General features: G+C 49.4%; 11 protein-coding genes and 1 pseudogene. 9 read left to right on the forward strand and 3 right to left on the reverse strand.

All coding sequences use genetic code 11. The features are described 5' to 3' along the window. Window positions 1-221: 221 nt before the first annotated feature. Window positions 222-1,175, reverse strand: a complete 954-nt coding sequence (locus tag BUA44_RS12770; RefSeq protein WP_072812736.1) for a sugar phosphate nucleotidyltransferase — start codon at window positions 1,173-1,175, stop codon at window positions 222-224. A gap of 395 nt (window positions 1,176-1,570) precedes the next feature. On the opposite strand from BUA44_RS12770, the gene BUA44_RS12775 reads away from it, so the two are divergent. From BUA44_RS12775 to BUA44_RS12805, 7 genes and pseudogenes are all read left to right on the forward strand, one after another. Then, on the forward strand, window positions 1,571-2,620 hold the full coding sequence (locus BUA44_RS12775) for a PDDEXK nuclease domain-containing protein (RefSeq protein WP_072812740.1): 1,050 nt from the start codon (window positions 1,571-1,573) through the stop codon (window positions 2,618-2,620). A gap of 11 nt (window positions 2,621-2,631) precedes the next feature. Next, window positions 2,632-3,285, forward strand: a pseudogene (locus BUA44_RS12780) (NAD-dependent epimerase/dehydratase family protein); the annotation flags it as partial. Window positions 3,286-3,510: 225 nt separating this feature from the next. Next, a complete protein-coding gene (locus BUA44_RS12785) occupies window positions 3,511-3,705 on the forward strand; it encodes a hypothetical protein (protein WP_072812744.1) in 195 nt (64 codons plus the stop codon). 16 nt (window positions 3,706-3,721) lie between these two features. Beyond that, entirely contained in the window at window positions 3,722-4,957 is a 1,236-nt protein-coding gene (locus BUA44_RS12790) for an AAA family ATPase (protein WP_072812747.1), read from the forward strand. Between the two features lie 597 nt (window positions 4,958-5,554). Further along, window positions 5,555-5,851, forward strand: a complete 297-nt coding sequence (locus tag BUA44_RS12795; protein WP_255370559.1) for a GNAT family N-acetyltransferase — start codon at window positions 5,555-5,557, stop codon at window positions 5,849-5,851. Between the two features lie 357 nt (window positions 5,852-6,208). Further along, entirely contained in the window at window positions 6,209-7,594 is a 1,386-nt protein-coding gene (locus tag BUA44_RS12800; RefSeq protein WP_143152004.1) for a prepilin-type N-terminal cleavage/methylation domain-containing protein, read from the forward strand. Window positions 7,595-7,603: 9 nt separating this feature from the next. After that, window positions 7,604-14,752 carry a pilus assembly PilX N-terminal domain-containing protein gene (locus BUA44_RS12805; RefSeq protein ID WP_143152005.1) on the forward strand — a complete coding sequence of 2,383 codons (7,149 nt, stop codon included), beginning with the start codon at window positions 7,604-7,606 and terminating at the stop codon, window positions 14,750-14,752. Between the two features lie 235 nt (window positions 14,753-14,987). Here the strand turns inward: BUA44_RS12805 and BUA44_RS12810 are convergent, their stop codons facing one another. Together BUA44_RS12810 and BUA44_RS12815 are read right to left on the reverse strand one after the other, a co-directional pair. Next, entirely contained in the window at window positions 14,988-15,926 is a 939-nt protein-coding gene (locus BUA44_RS12810; RefSeq protein ID WP_072812756.1) for a PD-(D/E)XK nuclease family transposase, read from the reverse strand. A gap of 372 nt (window positions 15,927-16,298) precedes the next feature. Beyond that, the gene (locus BUA44_RS12815; RefSeq protein WP_072812759.1) at window positions 16,299-19,691 is read right to left on the reverse strand and encodes an MFS transporter; all 3,393 of its coding nucleotides are present in this window, start codon (window positions 19,689-19,691) and stop codon (window positions 16,299-16,301) included. Window positions 19,692-19,871: 180 nt separating this feature from the next. On the opposite strand from BUA44_RS12815, the gene BUA44_RS12820 reads away from it, so the two are divergent. Both BUA44_RS12820 and trpB read left to right on the forward strand, forming a co-directional pair. Then, window positions 19,872-21,485, forward strand: a complete 1,614-nt coding sequence (locus BUA44_RS12820; RefSeq protein WP_072812762.1) for a bifunctional indole-3-glycerol phosphate synthase/phosphoribosylanthranilate isomerase — start codon at window positions 19,872-19,874, stop codon at window positions 21,483-21,485. Between the two features lie 444 nt (window positions 21,486-21,929). After that, window positions 21,930-23,204 carry a tryptophan synthase subunit beta gene (gene trpB, locus BUA44_RS12825; RefSeq protein ID WP_072812764.1) on the forward strand — a complete coding sequence of 425 codons (1,275 nt, stop codon included), beginning with the start codon at window positions 21,930-21,932 and terminating at the stop codon, window positions 23,202-23,204. Window positions 23,205-23,276 lie beyond the last annotated feature (72 nt).

The following is a 23,276-nucleotide window of genomic DNA, read 5'->3' on the forward strand; positions in this document are numbered from 1 at the left end:
CCCTTCGCCTTGTACGGGGCAACTTCTTCCTCGGACTTCGCGCAGATGCAGGCGAGTTCGAGTTCGACACCGAGCTTTTCCTTGTACTCGGCAATCTTCTGTTCCAGAATCTGAATGACACCGCCACCGACGGTTCCAGTACCAATTAAGCCAATACGCAGCATATTGCATCTCCTGTGAGGATTTAAAAAATAGAAAAATGTGATTGTCCTTACAATGTGTCAGCAACTAGCGATAATCTGGTTCTCGAAGTGGGAATATCCAGTTTCTTCGTTGTCCCACATGATGCAGTTATTCATTGTTAGGTTTTTGAGCTTGCAGTTGTCCCCGATGGTTACGTTGGGGCCGATGGTGCAGTTCTCGATGGTGACGTTCTTCCCGATGATGCACGGGGGAATCAACTTGACATTGTGAATGGTATCTCTTTGGTCGACGGCGGCGCGGCTGATGTTATTGAGTTCGAACTTGTTCTGTAGCAACCATGTGTTAGTTTGTATGAGAGTCTCGGGGAGCCCGCAGTCCAGCCATTCGCGGACGGGGGCGGTGCGGAACTTACAGCCCTGCTCAATCATCATCTGCAGTGCATCGGTCAGCTGAAATTCGCCCCTGGTGCGAATGTCGTTATCCATCAGGTGCTTCAGCGCCGCCCGGAGCGCCTTGACATCCTTGATATAGTATATGCCGACGATGGCCTCGTCGCTCACGAATTCCTGGGGCTTTTCCACGAGTCGCTCGATGCGCCCATTCTCGCCGGTGACGGCCACGCCGAAGCGTCGGGGATCCTGCACCGTGTAGGTGTACAGCACGTTCTCGCTTTCGTCCGCGAGTCGTCCGAGGTCCGCGTCGAACAGGGTGTCGCCGAGTATTATGAGCAGGGGCTCGTCGTCGCTTGTGTAGGGGAGCGCGAGGCTTATTGCCTGCCCCAGGCCCTGCGGGTCGCTCTGGAGAACGGTGCGAGTCTTGCCCCATTCGGGCTTGCCCGCCAGGTAGCGGTCCATGGCTTCGGCCTTGTAGCCGGTGATGAAGATGGTCTCGGTGGGCGCGAGTTGCCGGGTGTCGCCCACAATCCAGTCGATGATGGTCTTTCCGCCGACGGGCAACAGGCACTTGGGCAGGTTGTTGGTGTAGGGGCGCATGCGCTCGCCCTTGCCAGCAACAGGCAGAATGATCTTCATATAATTCCTTCTTCAGGGTTGCTGAAATTCTCCAAACAACAGCAATATTGTGGGACAAATGTAGAAAAAAGTTTGCAATTGTGCGAGTGGCGGCTCCGCCAAAGGGCTCCGCCGCCCCTCGCAAGATGGGGGATTTTGCCTCTTGCGGGTCGCGGCGGTGGATGGATGTTGATGCGGGTCGCAAGATGGATGAATGCTGATGCGGGGTGCAAGATGCCCGCGGGGTCGCTGACGCGCCCCCGCGAAAAATTCGGAAATTCCGAATTTACGTGAAATTTGACGAAATTGACCAAGAAAATAGAGGCCCAACAATACAATTTTCCCCAAAAATCGGATTTTGACATTTTGTGACAAAATGAAGATGTATATTTAGAGGGGTTTTAAAAGGGAAGTTTGTGGGTGGGCTTGTAAGCCGCAAAATTAAGAGCAACGAATGGGGAGCCAAAGTCGTTTCGGACCTTGCCGATTATATCCATACGCAGGATCCTACTTTGAAAGGCTTTAGCAAGAGAAACATCTACAACATGGTGATGCTGTATGACGAGTATTCGTCTGGTGATTTCCTTGATTTCGTGCAATCGAAGCTGAATCCTGAATTTGTGCAGCTTGAAACTGCACAATTGGACGTAGATGTGCTCCAAAAGAATGTGAAATCGGAAATTGTGCAGACAGCGTCTGCACAATTAGGATTGCTTCCGAGAATTGTTTTGTTGACGTCCTTCTCGAATCATGTGGAAATTCTTTGTAATTGCCGATCCTATGAGCAGAGGCTCTTTTATATGCTCTATGCAAACAAGGAACGCCTTAATTATAGGGAATTGAAACGTTGTATCGCAAACGACACATTTACAACCCTCTTGAGGACAAAGAAGAATCTGTCGAAGGGAATGCTGAAAAGTTATCCGCAGGCAGGCATAACCTTCAAGGACGAACTTTTCCTGGATTTCTTGAATTTACCGGAAAAACATTCTGAAAACAAGCTGAAAAAATCCATCGTGGAACAGATGAAGAATTTCATTCTTGAACTCGGCAGCAAGGAATTTCTGTTTGTTGATATGGAATATGTTCTGCAAGTGGGGTCGTCTTCGTATAAGGCTGACTTGCTCTTTTATCACAGGGGTTTGCAGGCTCTGGTGGCGATTGAACTCAAAACGACAAAGTTCCATCCCAAGGATTTGGGACAACTTGAATTTTACTTGGAGGCCTTGGACCGGGATGTTCGAAAGTCTAACGAAAATCCTTCTATTGGCATGATCCTTTGCCCCTCGGCAGATCAGGTTGTTGTCGAATATGCGATGAACCGTTCCATGAGCCCGACATTGATTGCCGAATACAAAAAGAAGTTGATTCCGCAAGAAACGGTTCAGAAATTGCTTGGTGAATACTGCGCCTCGTTCGAAACGGGAGCGTCACAAAGGAAAAAGATTGCGAAAAAGAAACGCTGATGCGGAATTTCGAGGCCTGCCGCCACAACCAGGTGAAGCATCTGCTCTATGCGTCGTCCAGTTCTGTTTATGGCTTGAACGCGAAGGTGCCCTACAGCGAAGACGACAAGGTTGACAATCCTGTTAGTTTGTATGCGGCGAGCAAGAAGAGCAACGAACTGATGGCGCATTCCTACGCGAAGCTTTACGGCATCCCGATGACGGGACTGCGCTACTTCACGGTTTACGGCCCGTGGGGGAGGCCCGACATGAGCCCTATGCTCTTTGCCCGCGCCATCTCGAAGGGCGAGCCCATCAAGGTGTTCAACAACGGTGACATGATCCGCGACTTCACCTACATCGACGACATCGCCGAGGGCTCCGTGCATGCGCTCGACCACATGCCTGTCGCCGACAAATGCCCGAACGGGGTTCCGTATAAAGTATACAACATCGGCTGCAGCCACCCGGTGAAGCTGATGGACTTTATCGCCGAAATCGAGAACGCCTACGGCGAGCCCGCGAAGAAGGAGTTCCTGCCGATGCAGCCCGGCGACGTTTACCAGACAAACGCAGATACCACGAAGCTTGAGGCGGAATGCGGTTACAAGCCCCACTGGAGCCTGCACAACGGCATCGCCGAGTTCATGAAGTGGTACAAGAGCGACAAGAACCCGCTGAGGTAGGGCAGTTGCTGGATGAGGGGCACAAGATGCCCGCGGGGTCGCTGGCGCGCCCCCGCGAAATATTTTTCAAAAAATGCGTCGGGGGTATTGACAATCGTTTCGCGTTTGTGTATATTTGATAGTGAACAAATGTGTATTATTGCTGATTTTGGGGAGTACTCGGCCCCAAAAACCGATGGTGCCATTTGCGGAATGTAGTTCAAAAATGTATATTGAGGGGTAGATATGGCCTTGGCTATTAGCAATATTCCGATTCTGACGGGCGCGGCGGCATCTTCTTTCGTGAAAAATGCGGAAGACGCCGAGAAGAACCGTGGTTCCGTTGATTTCTCCCGGCAATGTGCCGAATGGAGCGGTTTCGACGTGCGTAACGCAGCACGAATTGCCAAGCTGAGGGCCGAAGGAAAATGGCCTTTCTAAATAGTATATTTGGAGTATGCAGCAGATTCTTATTCAAAATTTCGGGCCGATTGTTAACAGTTGTGGTGTAACCTTGAAAGTAAATAAGGTTACTGTTCTCTGTGGTAGGCAGGGGTCCGGAAAAAGCTCTATTGCCAAGTTGATATCGACCTTCTTTTGGCTTGAGAAAGCCTTGGTTCGGGGTGATTTTGGCATTAATGAGTTGACTGCAAAAAATGTGTTTCGCGATAAATATTGTGCATTCCATAACATACAGAACTATTTCAAAACGGATACATATTTTTACTTCAAGGGTACGAAGTTTGAGTTTACCTATGAAAAGGGCAGGCTGAATGTCGCTGAAATAAAAACGGCTCGGAACTTTGTCCGTCCACAGGTGATGTATATACCTGCGGAGCGCAATTTGATGGCGGCCTTGGATGATGCCGATAAGATCCAAAATTTGCCGGGGTCATTGTCTGCAATGTTGGACGAGTATTCCAGGGCCCTAAGAAATACGAAAAAGCCTCTGTCTCTCCCGCTTAACGGGTTCAAGGTGTCGTACGACGAGCTGACCAAGTCTGCTTGGCTGAGTGATTCTAATTTTAGCATAAAAATGACTGAAGCTGCAAGTGGCTTCCAGTCTATGGCTCCTATGGTCATTGTGACGCGTTACTTGTTTAACAAGATTAAGGAAAACAAGAAGGGGGCTGGCTTGGAATCGGCTAGTGAAGTGGAACGACGCAAGATTATTAATCGCGTTACTAAGCTTTTGAAAGATGGGTCGTTGTCTAGTTCGATGCGTGCCACGCTGATTAAGCAACTTCATGCGGGGTATTTTAATGGGCGCTTGGTAAACATTGTCGAAGAACCCGAACAGAATCTTTACCCGGAAACTCAACGTAATGTGTTGAATGAACTTTTGAAGGTCAACAATGAACTGGCTTATAACCAGCTTGTTTTTACGACGCATAGTCCCTATATGTTGAATTACCTTACTCTCGCCATCAAAGCGGGTATGCTTAAGGAAGATTTGAAGCATTCTGCGAAGTCAAAGGAGTTGCTCGGGAAGATGGATTTGATTGTGCCTCGCGGTGGTGCAGTACGCCCGAAGGATGTCTCCATATATGAAATTTCGCAGGATGGCGAATTCCAACTTCTGGGCAATTATGATGGTGTTCCTAGTGATACGAATTTTCTGAATTCCGCTTTGAACGATACGAACGAGATGTTCGATGCATTGCTTGAAATCCAGGATGAGGTGCGTAGATAATGGATTTCTTTAATCCCGTATATCGTAAGGAACCACCGCGGACCGACGTCCTTTTTGGCTTGGTTGACAAGGAAGGCTGTTGGCGATGCTACCGGTCAACTTAAATCAACGATTGATGTTTTTCTGAAGACGAAATCTGCTAAAAAAGTGGGAAAACGCTATGCTTACGTAGCGAATCGGCGGCATCCTGATTTTTCGCGGGGAATGGCAGAAGTGAAACAGCGGTTCTATAATGCGAGCGGATTTCATCTGTGCTGTAAAAATACGATAGAAGTTAAGTGAGCCCCCGCCCCCGGCCCTGGCCGGGGAACCTCCCCGATATGAGCCCGATGCTGTTTGCCCGCGCGAAATTTTTTTTCGAAAAATGCGCCGGGGGTATTGACAACCGTTTCGCGTTTGCGAACATTTGATAGTGGGCAAATGTTCAGTTTGTGGCGTCGGCTAGTGAAAATAGGGCGGATCTAATACCGATCTTGACGGGCGCGGCTGCCGAGACTTTCGTAAAAAATGCGGAGGCGGCAGAACGGAGCCGTGGCTCTAAAATGGCCTTTCTAGAATCTTCCATGGGAGAAGCGGGATCTTATATATCCGGCAGTATTGATTAGTCGCCTTGGTGTGAACAATTCGTTCAAGAAGATGCATGTCGGCAGCAAGTTGCTTGACTACATCAAGCAGTGGTTCGTGGATCCTGACAACAAGACGGGCTGCCGTTACCTAGTGGTCGATGCATATAACCAACCGGTTCCACTTGCTTTCTACGAGGCGAATGGGTTTAAGTATATGTTCTCTTCGGAACAGCAAGAATGCGAGTACCGCAAAATCGAATCGGTTGCAAAACTGCACACCCGTATGATGTATTTCGACTTGATGTTGTTGACTGGTGTGGCGGGCTAAGTCGTTTTAGACCATGTCGATTATATCCGCCTGCAATAACTACGATATCTAGGCACATCAAGGGGGCTGGAAAGTGGCGAGTTGGACGCGGATTCAGTTGTTGCATTTTTTGCAACAGTTCGGGGTTTCAAAACTTTCTATTCTACGCGTAATTTGCGTTAAATGAGCCCGCCAGACGGATTGCCCCCGCAAAACCCCCTTTTTTTAGTGAAAAATCCCACTTTTGGCCGTTTTGTAAAGATTTTTTGAGCCTTCTCTCCCGAAAAAAGTTATTTTAAGCAGGACGGGACTCGTGTGGGCCCCGCGTCGCGGCGTGTGCCGCGGGTTTTTGTGTACACTGAACGGACTGTGGACGGTATGGGAAAGATTACTACAGACAAGCGCGCAGGCTTTACCCTCATGGAACTGATGGTCTATATCGCCATCGTGGGTATTGTCGTTATTGTCGCGGGCCAGGCGTTCAGCAATTCGACCAAGATGCGCGTCCGCACGCAGAGCATGCTCAAGGCTTCCGAGGTTGCCGAGAACGTGGCTGCGCTGATGGTGGATGACATTGCGCAGATGGGTGCGAAGAGTGTGACGGATGCTAGCGCTTCTGACGCAAATGCGGATGCTTTTGATGTAAAGACGAAGGTCTACATAAAATCAGATGATCCGGATAAGGATTTATCGTCTTACCATTTGCATAAGAATAAGTTTGGAACTGGCCTTGATAGTTTGGCTGTGCTTCGTGTTAATTATAGCTCTACCGGTGAGTATATTAGAACAGAGAAGGTTGCGTGGTTTGTCAGAGCGAACCATAAACTGTATCGTACTTGTCAAGAAATTGATGGAACTCCGGATGCTGAAACCTGTACTGCAGATGGATTAGAGGTGGAAATAGCGGAAAATGTTGAAAAATTTTCCGTAATTCCAGCAAAGCCGAGAGTGCTAGATGCAGATGCCTCAAAACTTTTCCCAAATTATCCTGATGCATCAAAAAAAGGCTTTAGATTTATTGCCTACGAAAATACATCGGAAATGTTTTTAAAGGCAGAATCTTCGCCAATCAAGGGCGCTAGTACTGTATCGCTTACGAATATGGTAACGAATTATAAAAGCGATGGTTCAATGCCATCAAATCCTGTCAAGCATGTTTTCTTTCTTGCTGATTCTGTTGGATCGGACGAGGCGGCGGTTACGGCATCGTCATGGAAAAATAATTGTAAAGCTTTGACGTTCCAAAAGGGCAAAACGTATGAGCTCAGTTTAGAAATGACAGACATGAACAATCAGTTAAGGATGTTTAGGCCCGGGGTTGATCATTTTGCTGTAGGTATTCGTAACGTTGGTGGGGATGCTCCTGCGGTAATTCCTGATGTTCCTGATTTTCTCATTTATCCTCCCGCCCATAGCAATGGTGCAGGTAAAAGGTCTGTGTCTTTTATGACGCGGGGAATAGATGATGGTAGTGGTAATAAAATTGACGTGACCGGCTGTATTGTATTTACCGTATCGCTTTTTTCGCCGACAGTCAGCATGTCGCCGATAACTCTATCGAATATCCAGTTATATCAGATAAATGATGGGGACTATATGTTTGATGAAACTTACACACCGTTGTTGGCAGACAATTACACACCATCGTTGGCAGACAAGAAAAACGTTAAAGCGTTCCGCATTGATATGGTTGTGAAAAAAAATGGCGAAGGTAGTTCACTCAATTTAGTTATCCCGACGCCGAGCAACGGGTCTGCGGACTAGGAGATGTTTATGATTTTGAACGAAATGCGAAAGAAAACAGGCGTGTCGCTCATCACCGTCCTTCTCTTTATGCTTGTTGCAACCATCGCGGCGACAGCAACTTACAAATGGCTCACTAGCGAAGGACGTTCGAGTGCGTCAAGAATGATGCAGGCTGAAGCGCGACAGGCTGCTGTGGCCGGTATTGAATCTGCGCGTTCGTGGATGACCTATCATGGTAACGATGTTGGCGCTATTATCAAGCAGTATTTCGATAATAAGAAAAAACCTATTAGTTTAGACAAGGTTCTTCCTGAAACAGAAATTGGTAATAATGGGCAAGGTAGCCAGAATTTTAGTGTATCTGTGGTCGCTGTAGATGCAAGTACCAATGTCTATAAGATAAAGGTTGTTTCTACGGGTAAGGCGCGGAATGGTAGTACGCATACAGAAGCAGCTGTCATGAAAGTTTCTGGACTTTACAGGGTGATGGTGCCGACTAAGGAAGAAGATGTTTCTGCTGATTTAAATTACAACTTTGCATATTATGGTGGTTCTACGACTATGGGAACCAATTCAAAGGCTGATGCCATGTTGGTTAATGGCGACCTTACAGGAAGTCAAATAACGGTAGAAAATGATGCTATTATTACAGGTAATCTTAGCAGCAACAATACAAACCACCTGAAATTGGGAGCGAATACTTGCGTGCGGCAAAATCTTATAATTTCTAACCAAGGGTTGGATTCTGCTCACAATATTTACGTTGGTGGAAATGTCAATAGTTTTTCGATATCTGCAAATGGTAATAAGAAAATAACAGGTGATGCGTATTTTAATGGTAATGTTGGTGTGTCTCAAAGTGGAGCGGGTATTACAATTTTGGGAAATGTTTCGTTGAGGGGTCGATGGGATGGTAACCCGACAGCGCATAAGACCTACATTGGAGGAAATATGTGCTTGCTGGAGAATGCGTCTAAAGTTGACTTTAAAAATCCGGGTAATGAAAACCAGGGAAATTTCGAACTTAAGGGCTCAATGTGGGTCCCGAATGAAAGAGGTCTTGTTGGCAATAAGGTTGCGCCAAATGGTAATTATGCTTATGTAAAACTAGGAACAAACGCTAATTCGCAGTTATATATAAAAAACGTCAACATATGTGATGAAAAATATCGTGTAGGGTCATTTCCGACTAATAGACTCTATTTTACTCCAACGACAAACTATTATGATGATCATATCCCGAGTATTTTGTACCCCTGGACACTCTATACAGCAACTGGATCATGCCCGAATGATAATGGAGACTATTCTTATTATTATCAGGCTCATGATTTAGGATTATATCACATTAGGTACTCTTGTAAGGGAGACTGGAATAATTGTGAAAAAGAAGTGACGCGAACTCATACGGGTGATTATACGGCTTTCTATTCCGAAGCGTTGAAGGATAACTTGCATTCGGATGTATCCGGCGAACCATCCATAGCATGTGCGGATGGTATTTATTCGTATTGCAATGAGTACTTTAAAAATCTGAATAATTGTCCGGATGATAATGCGAAAAAGGCTGTCCCCGATATCTTAAAGACGGACAGTTCCTATGGTGCCGCAAAATATCAGACAGAATGTGTTGCAAATGTGCTTGCAAAGTCTTTTGCTCAGTTGAAAGATGGAAAAGGTGTGGAAGAATTGAATAATTGCGAAAAAACCGTTCCGGCAAGTGAAAAATATGGCAGGGGGGATAATCTTTATCTTGTCGTGCGTGCAACTCCTGAAAAGTTGGGATACATTTTTACTGATCCTAAAACCGAGTTTGACGGAAAGTTTATCATTTTTGTTGATGGAACAGGATTGACGGGAAAAGTGCCTGGGACAACGTCAAGTAGCGAAGTTTTTATGTATTTACCATATGGTTCTGGGGAACTTCAACAGTATAGTAGTCACAGCCTGTTTAAATATTTCATTTTTTCAGATGCTGACATATCAGCACTTGGAAATGGTTCTACCGGAATGTGGAAGGGCTCGTTCTACATGAAATCCGCAAACTGCGCCAAGATACCAGGAGGCTTGAATGACAAGCAGACAATGGAATATGATTCAGCAATGGCAAGCCATTTGGCTTCTGTAGGGGTTATTTGCCCAAGGTTGGCTGAAACTTGTGGTGAGGCAATGAATGAACCTGCTGATCCTACACTGACCGATGACGAACTCGTTTCAGAAGGAGGCTACGATAAGAACTATATTGCGACGGGGGCTCAACTCCATATAGAAGTAGAATCGGAATATGCGAATGCGGAAACAGTGTCCAGGCCTGATACTGTCAAGAGTTCCTTGATTGTCTTGCCTCGCGTGATATATTTGAGTGAAGAAGCCGTTGGCAAACTGACGGATTACTTCACGGTTATGCCGTTGAACAGAGCGAGTACGCAACTTAATGGATTGACCACTTGCGCGGGAGGCCCCTCAGCGACGACCGAACTTTCTACGCAGACGTCAGTAATGAAGTTTGGTAAGAACTACAAGTGTACCTATAGGGAAGGCGACTTTGAGAGTGAATTCTATGTTTCCGTGACGGGAGAAGCCCCAACGGATGCGCGTGTTTCTTTTGAAAGTCCCGCTTCTGTGTACATAACATCTGGTACGGCCAGTACAAATGCAGTAAATCTCCTGGTTCCGGCCGTAGGTGGAACAGCTTCTCAGAATTTCAGCGTCGAAATAAATGTGATGAATGATAACCTTACCGGTTGGACGATTACTTCCGCAAATCCCAATTTAGAGCCGAAAGCTGGTTATGACAATGTTTATGTGTATAGCGGATCTGCGGGGAATACGGCTCAAACAATTCCGTTGTTTACGGTCACGACCACATCTAGTGCTCAGACGGGATCCGTGATTTTCGCTCTGCAGTCTCCGACTAATTGCGCAATTCTCGGAAATGCTACCAAATCGTTCAATATAACAGGGTATGCGACCATCAAGCGCGAAGGAATCGACAGATATTGTGAAAAATACCCCGACAACTGTAAGGGTGATAATTTGAAATATGCTACTGCTGCGGATGACGAAGAGTGCGATATGGTTTCGGGGGTCTGGGTTGAAGCTATTTCTAACTGCACAACAGAAGAGGGCATGGCAAATGAACAGTGGAGATGTCCGTCGGGCAATAGTAGCAGCAATCCGATCCAACTTAGGGCGCTTTCGTTTAATTCCAACTACTGTGTCCTTTACAAGCCTGATTTGGACAACTCTATTGTTGGAGCGAAGGATGATAACGATAATCCCGACAAGCCCTATATCTTGTATGCGTCTCTCAAAAAGAAAAGTGTCCCGTTGCGTATAGAAAAGGTGGGTGCTAAGGATTCCGATACAAAAATTGAGGTTTGGAAGAAAAAAACTGGATTGGAAGAATTTGAAGTATTTAATGACGAATGCAAGAGTACCGTTTGCGAGTATTCGATACCTGTGGGGACTACGATAAAGTTGGTTCCAAATGCGTCAGGGAACGATGCTTTCAAGTATTGGTCGTGCCACGATACTCACTGCGATTGGGTGAACAACGTGAGTGAGGAACTTGTGTTTACAATAAGTGAGAACCGTTCTTTAATGGCGCATTTCAACGAACGAGACGAACACTGCTTCTATTCCTCTCTTGATACTATGACTACGGCATGCGCTAGTGTCTCGGAACCGGAGACAAATCGCCATTGCATAGACGAATGTGACAATTCGTCAAAATGTAATGTCGGCAGCGGTAAGTATGGAGATAACGCAAAGTGGCTTCGTGTGGCATCGACTGCTGGGGCGCAGGTTCCGTCAGTAGATAACGGATTCCTGAGTCATATTTCAGGAGGCCAGACGTCTCTAATCATGCACCGTAATCTGGCTGGACCAAACGGAATGTTGACTGCGAGAATAAAAACTGCGAAAGTTTCTGCTGGTCATGAAAATGAAATGTTGAACGATGGCTTTGTTGTAAGGTCGAACAAGGCCGTTGGCGAATACCTTATGGTCAATATATATGGGAAATCAAATGCTGCGTACGCTCGTGTATGCCTTGCTTCTGGCCTTTCTACATCTTCGGCTAACTGCATTGAACATCGCCTTGTGAATGGCTCCGATAACTCCTTCACCATTGACCCAATGGAGCCGATAAATGTGAAGCTGACTTTAAATAGGTCCGATTTGACAGTTGTGGCTAAGGGTGCTTACAGCCACACGTTCAATTTGTCGTCTGATTGGTCTTATGGAACCCTGAATGATGCTGAGCATCAGTATGTCGGCTTCAAACTTTCTAATCCTGAATTCCAGATTCACGATATCGGTTGGAGGACTGACGATTTTACGAATACGGCTTGCTTTGACTATCCGTCGATAAGTTGCTCGTTTGCTGCAAACTATTTGGGAGGACAGGTTCCGCTTGAAACGGCGGTCGAACCATGGGTTGGCTACTCTAGCTGGTTTGAAAATTCTGGAAGTTGCAGTATTGACGCGTATTACTATAATGGCTGTGATATGCCCTCTAGTTACTTTGTGAATCGATGGAATGGCTCTCTTGTTGGTTCTTGCTCGCAGGGGACGGATGATGGGTACTACAAGAGTGTAAACAATGCTGCGGATGGTTTGAAACTGACTAGCGGAAACAAGTTCTACTTTGAAGAAGAAGGCTTGCATGGATATTTACACAACGATGGAAATGGGTATGTTCAAAATGGTTCCGTAAAAGCGGCTTGTCCGAATACGGATAATACCAGCATTGACTTGTTTGCAAATTGCGGACGTTTCTATGTTGGAGACCAGAAAAAATGCTCGAAAAATGTAAAAATCTTCCTGGGAAGCGAGTATATATCGGGTGAAAGAGCGTTCACTCAGAATGATGCTGTGTTCAATTTGAGAGAGGCTGCACTAAACTTTGATTTTGAAGGCCTGTCCGACGGCGCCGACATAAAGATCGTCCTTGTCGACGAAAACGGGGTTGAATCTCCAGCAAGATATCTCAGCAATTCGGCAACGTCAATCCCTGTTGAAGAATTCTTGAACAAGTACGGATTCAACCCGGAAAAGGTAAAAACGGTCCGGTTGCAGGCTTCTTCTGGCTTTACACTGAAGGCGATATCCAGTGATTGCCCGTATGCGATAACCATGAATTGCGATGCAGTTTCTGCAGGGTTTGATAAAGAAAATACGAAAAAATGGGTTATCACAGCTCCGATTGGAAACGTGTCGAATGCGAAACATTGCAAGATAACGGCGAATTCAGGTGATATCGTTGTTCCTGGTGAATTTGTGAGCTGCAATGAAAATGGCCAGTTCATGGTGGATGATAATGCGGAAACGCCGTTCGAAGAACATTTGCATACGGGAACTGGCTCGCTCCAATATACGTTCACGATTGGCGCATACGAGGACGATGATGCCGATTACAATGATGCGCCGACGGTAAGTTGCAATGCGACTACTAAAGAATACAAAAAGATGACGATAGATTGTAGCATTCCGGAAAACGAAAAGACTGTGATTCAGGGGCTTGGTGTTCCAACATTGACTTATTCGTTTGAGAACTGCCCGAGTACAGGGTGCTATTACTCTGTTTCGCTGACAAGTGACATAACTGATATCGGGTATGGCGAAGGGAAACAGCCTGTTACAGGAGATATTTGGACCCCATCTGTCAATACGAAGGCGGAAAAGTTCTCGACAGGAAAATACAGTTATACAGTCAAGGCTACGAATAAAGCTGGCGCTGTATACGAAAGTTGCACTACAGATGAATTTGAGGTAATTGCCGCTGTGGAAGCAGAAGCAAGCTGTAGTATTTCAGGGAATACGTTGAGTATTTCTGCTTCTAGCTCTAATTATGAAAATGTCCCTGTCAAGGTTGTTGAGACGAGTGTCTTAGGGCATGTTTTGTGGACGCAGAATATGCTGGTAAATGCAAACGCTGTTTCAACATCTTTGGATCTTAATAGAGATGATGTTGTTGCGGAAGGAGGAACAATCGTTTTATCTATTCTATATGGAACGGATGGACAGTCATCTTGCGGGACTTACAAGCGACCCGTCGGAGTGCCTACCGGTGAATGCTCTGTTAGTCCGGAATCAATGTATTCTGATGCTACAGAAAAGGCAACGTTCTCTGTTACCGGCGTAACGCATTGCAATAGCTGGGTCTTGAAAAAAGATGGCGTGACAGATCCTGTTTCGTCGTCAAGCGAATGTGGAGAAAGTATTTCAGTTCCGAATCTGGGCCTAGGCACTTACAGTTTGTACTTTAATGGAAGTACGGACTCGCTTTGTTCTCGAACAGTGGCAGAAAAAACGCACGCAACGCTTTCGTGTAGTAGCATTGCTATAGAGGATAAAGATGCTGCAAGTTCTGTTGAGATAACGATTCCTCATGGGAATCTAACTGTAGGTGGATGTGAAGGTGCCGGATGTACATATACCGTTGCTGCAACGACAACTGGCGCTGCTGTTTCTGGTGCAACAGGTGATTTTACGGGTGGAGATATCACGTTCAACGCGACAAATCCGTCTGGTACCATAGGTTATTCGCTGACATTGACTGATGATGGCGGACACACAACGGACGCATGTACCTTTGAAGTGAAGTATACTTCGGGAGGTTCCGGTGGAGATGTATGTGAATGTTCTTGTGAAAGCGCCAGTTGCTCGAATATAGAAACAGCATCTATGACATACAACAATGCAAACACTCATTGCATATTCTTCGAAACAGCGTCGAAATTACATTGGGGCAATCAAGCTTCGCAATCTTTCAAAATTAATGGCAAGTCATTCACGAACAACCTTGAGACGGTATGCGAAAATGAAACAGCGTGCAACACGTGGCTTTCGGCAAATGTCCCCCAAAAGAAAAATGGAGGTTATTATATAGACCTTCCCACATGGACTTATGCAGAAGTGATAATTACTGGCACTGTTCCCTCTATTTGCAGTAGCGGTAGCGGTGGTGGCGGTGGTGGCGGTAACGAAGGCAAGTGCATTGCTTTCGTGAATGGAGTCGGCGAATACGATGAACATTGTTACAAATCTGGATTGAAAAATATGGCAAATGGAAAGTGCTATACAATGAATCCTGATCGCAAACCTTCTCCTGTGTGGATAAATGATGAAGCCAATCAGACCTGGTGGTGGATTGAAACGTCTTGCGATTAGTAAATCGTCAGATAGAGTAATTCTTTTTGCAAATGTATAAGCCCACCGGGGAGCCTTCCCTTTCTCCCTAAACAAATCAAAGCCCCAGGACGCACACACCGCCCGGGGCTTTTGCCGATGAAAGGGGAGGGGCTTCTAGGAGATTCCCGCCAAATCTGGTGCGCTTCGACAACACTTCGATAAACTCAGTGCATCGGCTCAGCGACCTTATGACGGGCTGGGGATGACAATAGAACTACGCCGTTGCCAGTTCTTTCGCGGCTTGCCGCTTCAGCTTGACCACTTCCTGCTTCGGGAGCTTGGTAACACGGACAATTTTGTCAACGGAATCGCCTTCGGCAAGCATCGCGAGGGCGATTTCGTTTGCCTTGTCTTCGCCGCCCTGCAAATATGATCCCTGTTTTTCGTAAATAATATTCGTCATCCCGTCAACCTCGTTCAGGAGTGTTTCGTCGGTGTACCCTACTAAAGATACATCTTTCATGAAGTCCTTGTCAAGCAGTTTCTTCAGCTTTTCCTCGGGGATGTCCTTTTCTTCAAGAACATCCCGGAATAAGCGCAGCATCTCAGCCCTGTCGGTCGCTTCGCGCTTGCCCGGCGGGGTGCGCTTGTCGATGGCGAAGAACTTCTCGATTTCGACCAGATAGATATCCAGCTTGTTGTAGAAAATGCGACGGTTGCGCACGATTTGCGCATGGTGCAGGTAGGTATCCGGTTCCTTCGGGAACTGGTTCTCGGTCAAAAGCGAGAGCACGTAGATGTGCGGCAGCTTGTAATCTTGCGATTTCTTGACGGTGCGCGAGACGACGCGGCTGGTGTAGTAGAAGAGTCTGTTGACGAAAAGCTTGTTGAATGTCTGCTGTACCTCGATAAGCACCGGCTCACCGGATTGCGTGGTGCCGTAGATGTCGAAGATGGCGGTCTTGTCGTTGAGTACTCCCGGATTCTCGGGTACGCCCAGCGTGTAAGTCTTGATAGCCTTGTGACCGGTGAGGCCGAGCATGGCGTTCAGGAACTTCACGGTGCGCCGAGGCTTGGCCTCGTTTGCCATGAGCATCTTGAAGATGCCATCGCTGAACGGGTAGACGTTCTTGTACTTCTTGCGGTATTTCGCCAGGTGCTCGGGATGCTCGTGTACGTCCTTGACCATGGCGAGGAATTCCTCTCTTGTCATTTTTATTTCGTTTATTGCGGGAACGCGCCCGTGTCGCGGATAAGGAATACCCTATCTATACTATAAAACGATTTCGCGGCCAAAATGTGCCAAATAAATTTTGTTTACGTGCAATTTTTACATTGCGGAAACAAAAAGATCCCCGACCGAGTCGGGCAAGACGAATGAAAAGATCCTCGCCTGCGCGAGGATGACGATGGTAAGGCGGGGATGACAATGGTGGGGGTGACGAATGAAAGGATCCTCGCCTCCGCGAGGATGACGATGGAGGGGGCGGGGATGACGAATGAAAGGATCCTCGCCTCCGCGAGGATGACAATGGTGGGGCGGGGATGACGAAGGTAAGGTGGGGATGGCTAAACTGATTTGAGCCTACTTGCCTTCGACGAGTTCGGTGGCGAGTTTCTTCATACCCGGGAAATCCCACTTGCCGCTACCCAGCTTCGGGATGTTCTCGACGCTGAATACGCTCCCGGGCTGCATCAGGGGCGGCATGCCGGACTTGCGCAACTTGCGGGCGATATCTTCCGGGTCTTCCGCTTCCTTCACGAGCAGCACGATGCGTTCGCCCTTCGAGGAATCGGGCACTGCCGTGACGGCGAATTCCTTGCCGTCAAGAATCTTCGTTTCGCCGATGCGGAGTTCGACTGCGGTAAGCGAGATCATTTCTCCTCCGAGTTTCGCGAAGCGGCTGTATCGCCCGAGAATCTTCACGAATCCTTCTTCGGTAATGATGCACTTATCGCCGGTCTTGTACCAGCGCCTGCCTTCGGTAATAAAGACAACGTTGTTTGTCTTTTCCTCGTCCTTCAGGTAACCCTTCATCACCTGCGGGCCGGTAACGGCGAGCATGCCTTCGGCGCCTTGCGGCAGGAACTCGTTTGTCTCGGGGTCAATGATGGCGGCTACGGTACCGGGAGGCGGTATGCCGATGGTATCGGGGTCGCTGCATTTTTCCATGGTGAGGAAGTCATCGAGCAGCACGTTGGGCGCGTTTATCGTCGCGAGCGGGGTAAGTTCCGTGCAGCCGTAGCCTTCGTAGATATCCTTGCCGAACTTGAGCTTGAACGCCTCGCGCATTTCGGGGCGCAGCTTTTCGGCACCCGCGATAATATAGCGGAGCGTATCGAGACACATCGGGTGTACCCAGCGGTTTATCGCAATCGCGCGCAGGAACGTGGGGGTGCCCATGAGGATGGTCGTCTTGTACTGGGCGCACACGCGGGCGAGCGTCTTGATGTCGGTCGGGTCAGGGCAGAGCACCATGGGCACGCCGTCAAGGAGGGGCAGGATAAACGTGAGCGTGAACCCGAACGAATGGAAAAGCGGGAGCAGTGCAGTCATCACGTCGGTACGGCACAGCTTGATGACGTTATCGCCCTGGAGTGCGTTCGAGATTACGTTCTTGTGCGTGAGTTCGACGCCCTTGGGCGTACCTTCCGAGCCTGAACTGAATAGGATTACCGCATCGTCGGAGAGTTTTGCGGAAGTGAACCAGAGCGGCCTCAGGATGCTCTTGGGGCATGTGCGGATAATGAATGCCGAGACGAGTTTCCCGAGCGTCGTGAGTTTCTTTTCTTCGTCGTCCAGATAAATTATCTTGCACTTTTCTGCAATGTGGACAAATTCACCATTCTTGTTGCAGAGCTTGTCGAGGAAGGCGTGCGTCGTGACGACGGTAGAAACTTCTGCCTTTTCGATGCAGCCGAGGATGGTGTCCACGGGGGAGGAATAGTTTAGGTTGACGCTCGTCTTGCCGGTGCCGAGAATCGAGATAATCCCGAGTGCGGCGTCGCGGCTTGTCGGGAGCATGAACCCGATGTTCTTCTCGTTTCTCGCAATTGACCTGATTGCCTTGCCGAAGTGATGGCAAAGGCGAATCATGTCGTAGCCGTTCACGTGGTTGCCTGCGGGGTCTATGAGTATCGGGCGGCTACGGCGCTTGCGCATTGCCTTGAACCAGAGCGGGATGATGGATTCGGAATGCTCCATCGCGAGGTTCCATATGTCGCTTCCGAGGTACTGCAGGTCCTTGCGGATTTCTTTTTCGGATGCGCTTGTGGGGAGCGGCTTGGAGAACCCGACGCTTATCACGCGGTTGAACGCCTGCGGGCGCATCACGCATTCGGATGCCTGGCTGTAGCGGCTGCCCCAGAGCCCCTGGATGTAGAACGGGATTATCTGCGCGCCCGTGTTCTCGATTGCCTTGCTGTAGTCGAGCGAGAACTTTGAAACAAACGGTGTCTTGGAAACTTCGCCTTCGGGGAAGATTACCACTGCCTCGCCGTTCAGGAGCGCCTTGCGGATTTGTTCCATGGCGGGGGCGGGGTCGCGGCGGTTAATGTCTATCACGTATTTCCCGTGCATGAACCAGCGCTGGTACCAGTCGGCAAACGTGTTGCGGTTGCTTGCGAGGCGTAGCGGGCGTGGCGATGCCATCTGGAGTACAGCCCAGTCAATAAAGCTGAAGTGCGGGCCAACAAGAAGAACGGGGCCTGTTTCGGGAATGTTCTCGACTCCCTTCACGATAAAGCGGTAGCGGAACACGAAGGCGAACGCGAAGCGGAGCGACGCGCGCAGGAGCGTCATGGGGGTCTGCTTCAGGTTCATGATAAAGCACAGCGCGAGGATTACCGCAAGAATCATGAAGCAGTAATCGAGCGTAATTGGCGTGAATATCAGGAGCAGCGTCTGCCCGCCCATGATGAGCACGAGGAACGCCATCTGAATCATGTTCGCGACGGCGTGTATGCGGCCTGCGGTATCGGGGCGCGTGAAACTTTGGAGAACCGTCCGCAATATCACAAAGCCTGCGCCGGTGCTGAACCCGATGATGCCGTAGAGAACTGCCTGCAGCCAGTCGTTGTGCACGAACGGGATGGCGAACATCGTGATGGCGGAAGCGGCCGCGGCAAACGGGATGAGCCCGGTTTCGACAAAGCCCTTGGAAGCCCAGCTGGCGGAAAGTGCACCGACAAAGTAACCCGCGGCAACGATGAACATCGATATGGGAATGACCGCCGTGTTGAGCATGTCGTTCATGCTCTGGATGAGTATGAGGAATATCTGCGTTACGCCCCAGAAGGCGGTGAGCCCGAGGATGGCGAGCCGCACGATGGGGTGGCTCCAGGTGGCGGAAAAATTGCGCATGGGGGAGCGCATCTTGAGTTCGTTGTGCGATACGCCCGCGCGGATGAAGAATGCGGCGAGGGTCGAAAGTGCGCTGAGCCCGAGATAAATCCAGAGCGTAAGGTCGATGCTTACCGGGGAATCGGGGCGGCCCGAAAGCCCCATCGCGAAAAACGCCGCACCCGCGGTGCCGAGCACGGAGAGTGCCATGTACCACGAGTTTATTTTCACGAGGTCCTCGTTCTTGACGATTTCCTTCATTATCCCGAGTTTTGCCGGAGTGAGGACCGCGAGGAACACGCCGTATAGGCCCAGCAGGCCATAGGCCACCCATTCCGCACCCGCGACGTAGCACACGACAATCGCGATGACGGAGGCGAGCATGCCCACGGACGACCACGCCATCACGCGGCCCTTGTGGTAGTGGCCCGCGAAGTAGCTTGCCGCTGGCATCATGAAGATGCTCGGGGCAAAGATGGCGACCTGCAAAAGCATGCTGCGCCACCAGAAGGCGGAACCTTCGAACGAGAAGGAGAGCCAACGTTGGAAATGGACGAACAGGCCCATCTGAACGAAAATGCTGCAAAAGACAAACAGCAAAAACAACGGGGCACTCGGATACTTGCTCAGTTTCATAAATCCTCTAGAGTTACCCAAAGTTAGTATTATGGGTATGTTTATCCACGAGTCTGTAGTTTACATTAAACTTACTTTTTAGTGACGGGGCGCCCGATTCGTTTATTGTTGGCAAGTGTTTCCATATAAACGCAAAATTTTTTAAATTTTCTTACCCGAAACCCGGATTGAAGGTAACCGATGAGCGAAGATATTTTGTCAAAAATCGTACGCATGCGCCGCGAGGATATCGAGCGGCTGGGCCTGAATTTCGGAATAGAGATTCCGGAGAAGCGACGCCGCGGGCACATCGAGTTCCTCGGGACGCCGGGTGCCATTCTCGAAGTCAAGCGTGCATCGCCCTCGAAGGGTGACATCGCTCCGGACCTTGACCCGGTTGGGCTTGCCAGTACGTATGCGGATGCACACGCCCAGGCGGTTTCGGTGCTGACCGAAGGCAATTTTTTCAAGGGAACGCTCCGCGACCTGATTGCGGTCGCCGATTCGATGGAAGAACGCGTAAAGAAGGGACTGCACGCCTGCGCCGTTTTGCGCAAGGACTTTCTTTTGTTCGAAGACGAAATCGATATCGCGTACCGTTGCGGTGCTGATGCTGTGCTCCTGATTGCAAGAATCCTGGATGACGGACAACTTATTAAAATGGCGAAGCGTGCCCAGGGCCTCGGGATACAGGCGTTTGTCGAGGTCCGCGAGAAGGACGACTTCCGGAAGTTGGATGTTGTTCTGGAGGCGCTCGGGGCAGATGCCGTGAAGACGATTGTCGCGGGCGTGAACTCGCGCGATCTCGCTACGTTCCATACCGACCCGCTGGTTCCTGCTGCGGTGCGCGGTAAGTTGCCGGCGAAGGCGGTTTTTGAATCGGGCATACTGAGCGCGGGCGATGCAGCGTATGCACGCAACCTCGGGTTCACGGGAATCCTTGTGGGCGAGGCTGTCGCGAAGAACCCGCCGCTCGCGAAAGAAGTTGTGGCTGCGTTCGAAAGCGGGTGCGAAAATGCCCGCGGCAAGTTCTGGAAAAAGTTCGCGGAACGCAGGGATGCCAAAAGGTTTTCCGCAAAGTTCCCTGAGCTTGCCGAAGGGAGCGTGCGGCCTCATCCGCTTGTTAAAATCTGCGGCATCACACGCGAAGAAGACGGCATGCTTGCCGCTGAACTCGGTGCCGACATGCTGGGCTTTGTATTCAGCACTACCAAGCGCTTGACAACTGAAGAATTCGTGCGCGGTTTCGCTGCGAAAATTCGCTTGTGTCATCCTGAGCGTAGTGTTAACGGAGTCGAAGAATCTCCGCTCCTCGTCGGCGTCATCACTGACCCGGATTCTCCCGAAGGCAAGACCGCCATCAGGCTCGCCCAGGAAGGCGTCTTGGATGCGGTGCAGCTTCACGGAATCGAGCCGACAAAGTGCCTGGAGCTGGCGGATGATAAGGTCACTGAGCTTGTCGAAGGGACAAATAAAGTTGGAATTCCCTACTACTGCGCTGCCCGCGTAGGTGCTCCCGAGGATTTCAATTACGTCACTGCCCTCCGCAGGAACGGCGAACCCCGCATCTTGCTGGACGCGAAAGTCGAAGGCATTCCCGGCGGCACCGGAAAGACCATTCCCGAATCATTACTGCGAGAAAAAGTGGGCGACCTGCCGCTTTGGCTTGCGGGCGGTATAAACCCCGAAAACGTGGGCGAAATCGTGGCCAAATTCCGTCCCGAACTTATCGATGTATCCAGCGGCGTCGAAGACGCACTGGGAATCAAAAATGCGGAAAAAATGCGCAAACTGTTCGAAATTTTGCAAAAATAGGCGTTTTTGACTAAATTTTAATTTACAAAAATTTGCTTGTAACCTATTGACAGACAAGGAATTAGTATATATATTGAATTTCATAAGGATGAAACGGGCAATCCGCTCTGGCCGCTAGCGGCAGGGTTCTCGGGAAAAGGGATTCAGGACTTGCCTTTTCATCTAGTGTTTCAGAAGGCTCCTCCGGGGGCCTTCAATTTTTTTTCAAAAATTTTGGGGCGACCCCTTGCCGCCAAAAAGATACATTCCTAATTTTGGCAACATGAAGATGAATTCTGCAATCCGTTTCAACCGTTGGTGGTGGGGCTCTAGAACATAGAGTCCGGTTTTGCTGATTTCATCAAGTGCTTAAAATCAAGAATTGAAAAAGGCTTTCGGACTCCCGAAGGCCTTTAATTTTTTACCCCGAGAACCTTTAACCACTAACCACTGCTCACTAACCCTATGACTTCTACAACTTCTAACAACGGTTTCTTTGACAAGTTCGGTGGCAAGTACGTTGCCGAAATCATCCGTCGCCCGCTCGACGATCTCGAAGCGGCGTTCAACAAGTACATCCACGATCCGGAATTCCTCGAGGAGTTGCACGTTATCCAGCGCGACTACATTGGCCGCGAGACTCCGCTGTACTTCGCCCCGACCGCGACCGAACTCCTAGGCGGTGCGCAGATTTACATCAAGCTCGAAGGCCTTGCCAACACGGGCGCCCACAAGATCAACAACGCCATCGGTCAGTGCTTGCTCGCAAAGAAGATGGGCAAGACCCGCATTATTGCGGAGACGGGTGCCGGCCAGCACGGGCTCGCTACCGCAGCCGCTTGCGCCAAACTCGGGCTCGAATGCGTCGTGTACATGGGCGAGGTTGACGTGCGCCGCCAGCAGCCGAACGTGGCGACCATGGAAATGTACGGTGCCAAGGTCGTGCCGGTCACGAGCGGTAGCCGCACCCTGAAGGATGCCGTGAACGAAGCCATGCGCGACTGGGCTACGAATTTCAAGAACACGCATTATGTGCTCGGTTCTGCCCTCGGTCCGGCTCCGTTCCCGGATATCGTGCGTACGTTCCAGTCCATCATCGGCGAAGAAGTCAAGCGCCAGGCCGCAGAACGCAACATCGACATTGCCGCGATCGTTGCCTGCGTGGGTGGCGGTAGCAACTCCATCGGCGTGTTCACCCCGTTTATCGAAGACAAGAACGTGCGCCTGATTGGTGCGGAAGCGGGTGGCATCGGCCCGAACGTGGGCGAGAACGCATCCCGCATGACAGGTAACGCGAGCCGCGAAGGCATTCTGCAGGGTTACAAGAGCCGCTTCCTCATCGATGAAGACGGCCAGTCTATGCCGACCCGCTCCATTTCGGCAGGTCTTGACTACATGGGAATCGGGCCGCAACTCGCCGCCCTCGGCGAATCGGGCCGCGTGGAATTCACGAGCATTCTCGACAAGGAAGCTCTGGAAGCTGTGAAGTTCTTTGCCCGCAATGAAGGCATTCTCTTTGCGCTCGAAAGTGCGCACGCGGGTGCCGCCGCCATGAAGATTGCGAAGGAACTCCCGAAGGACAAGGCGCTCGTCATCAACATGAGTGGCCGCGGCGACAAGGACATCTTTATCACGAGCCCGGTATTCCGACCCGAAAAGTGGAAGGAATTCCTGAAGGCCGAACTCAAGCGCCTCGAAAACAACGAGGACATCCACGACGCGGAGATTATGAACAAATAGACGAAAGAATTTTCATTTTCTCGTATTTAAGGATAAATCCAATTAATAAACAATTAAACTTTGACTATAAGG

Source organism: Fibrobacter sp. UWR3 (assembly GCF_900143055.1).
GTDB lineage: Bacteria > Fibrobacterota > Fibrobacteria > Fibrobacterales > Fibrobacteraceae > Fibrobacter.

Excerpts from the sequence above, each read along its gene's own strand:
- BUA44_RS12815 (WP_072812759.1), bottom strand. The coding sequence starts at position 19,691 with ATGAAACTGAGCAAGTATCCGAGTGCCCCGTTGTTTTTGCTGTTTGTC.
- trpB (WP_072812764.1), top strand. The coding sequence starts at position 21,930 with ATGACTTCTACAACTTCTAACAACGGTTTCTTTGACAAGTTCGGTGGC.
- BUA44_RS12770 (WP_072812736.1), bottom strand. The coding sequence starts at position 1,175 with ATGAAGATCATTCTGCCTGTTGCTGGCAAGGGCGAGCGCATGCGCCCC.
- BUA44_RS12805 (WP_143152005.1), top strand. The coding sequence starts at position 7,604 with ATGATTTTGAACGAAATGCGAAAGAAAACAGGCGTGTCGCTCATCACC.
- BUA44_RS12810 (WP_072812756.1), bottom strand. The coding sequence starts at position 15,926 with ATGACAAGAGAGGAATTCCTCGCCATGGTCAAGGACGTACACGAGCAT.
- BUA44_RS12785 (WP_072812744.1), top strand. The coding sequence starts at position 3,511 with ATGGCCTTGGCTATTAGCAATATTCCGATTCTGACGGGCGCGGCGGCA.
- BUA44_RS12790 (WP_072812747.1), top strand. The coding sequence starts at position 3,722 with ATGCAGCAGATTCTTATTCAAAATTTCGGGCCGATTGTTAACAGTTGT.
- BUA44_RS12820 (WP_072812762.1), top strand. The coding sequence starts at position 19,872 with ATGAGCGAAGATATTTTGTCAAAAATCGTACGCATGCGCCGCGAGGAT.
- BUA44_RS12800 (WP_143152004.1), top strand. The coding sequence starts at position 6,209 with ATGGGAAAGATTACTACAGACAAGCGCGCAGGCTTTACCCTCATGGAA.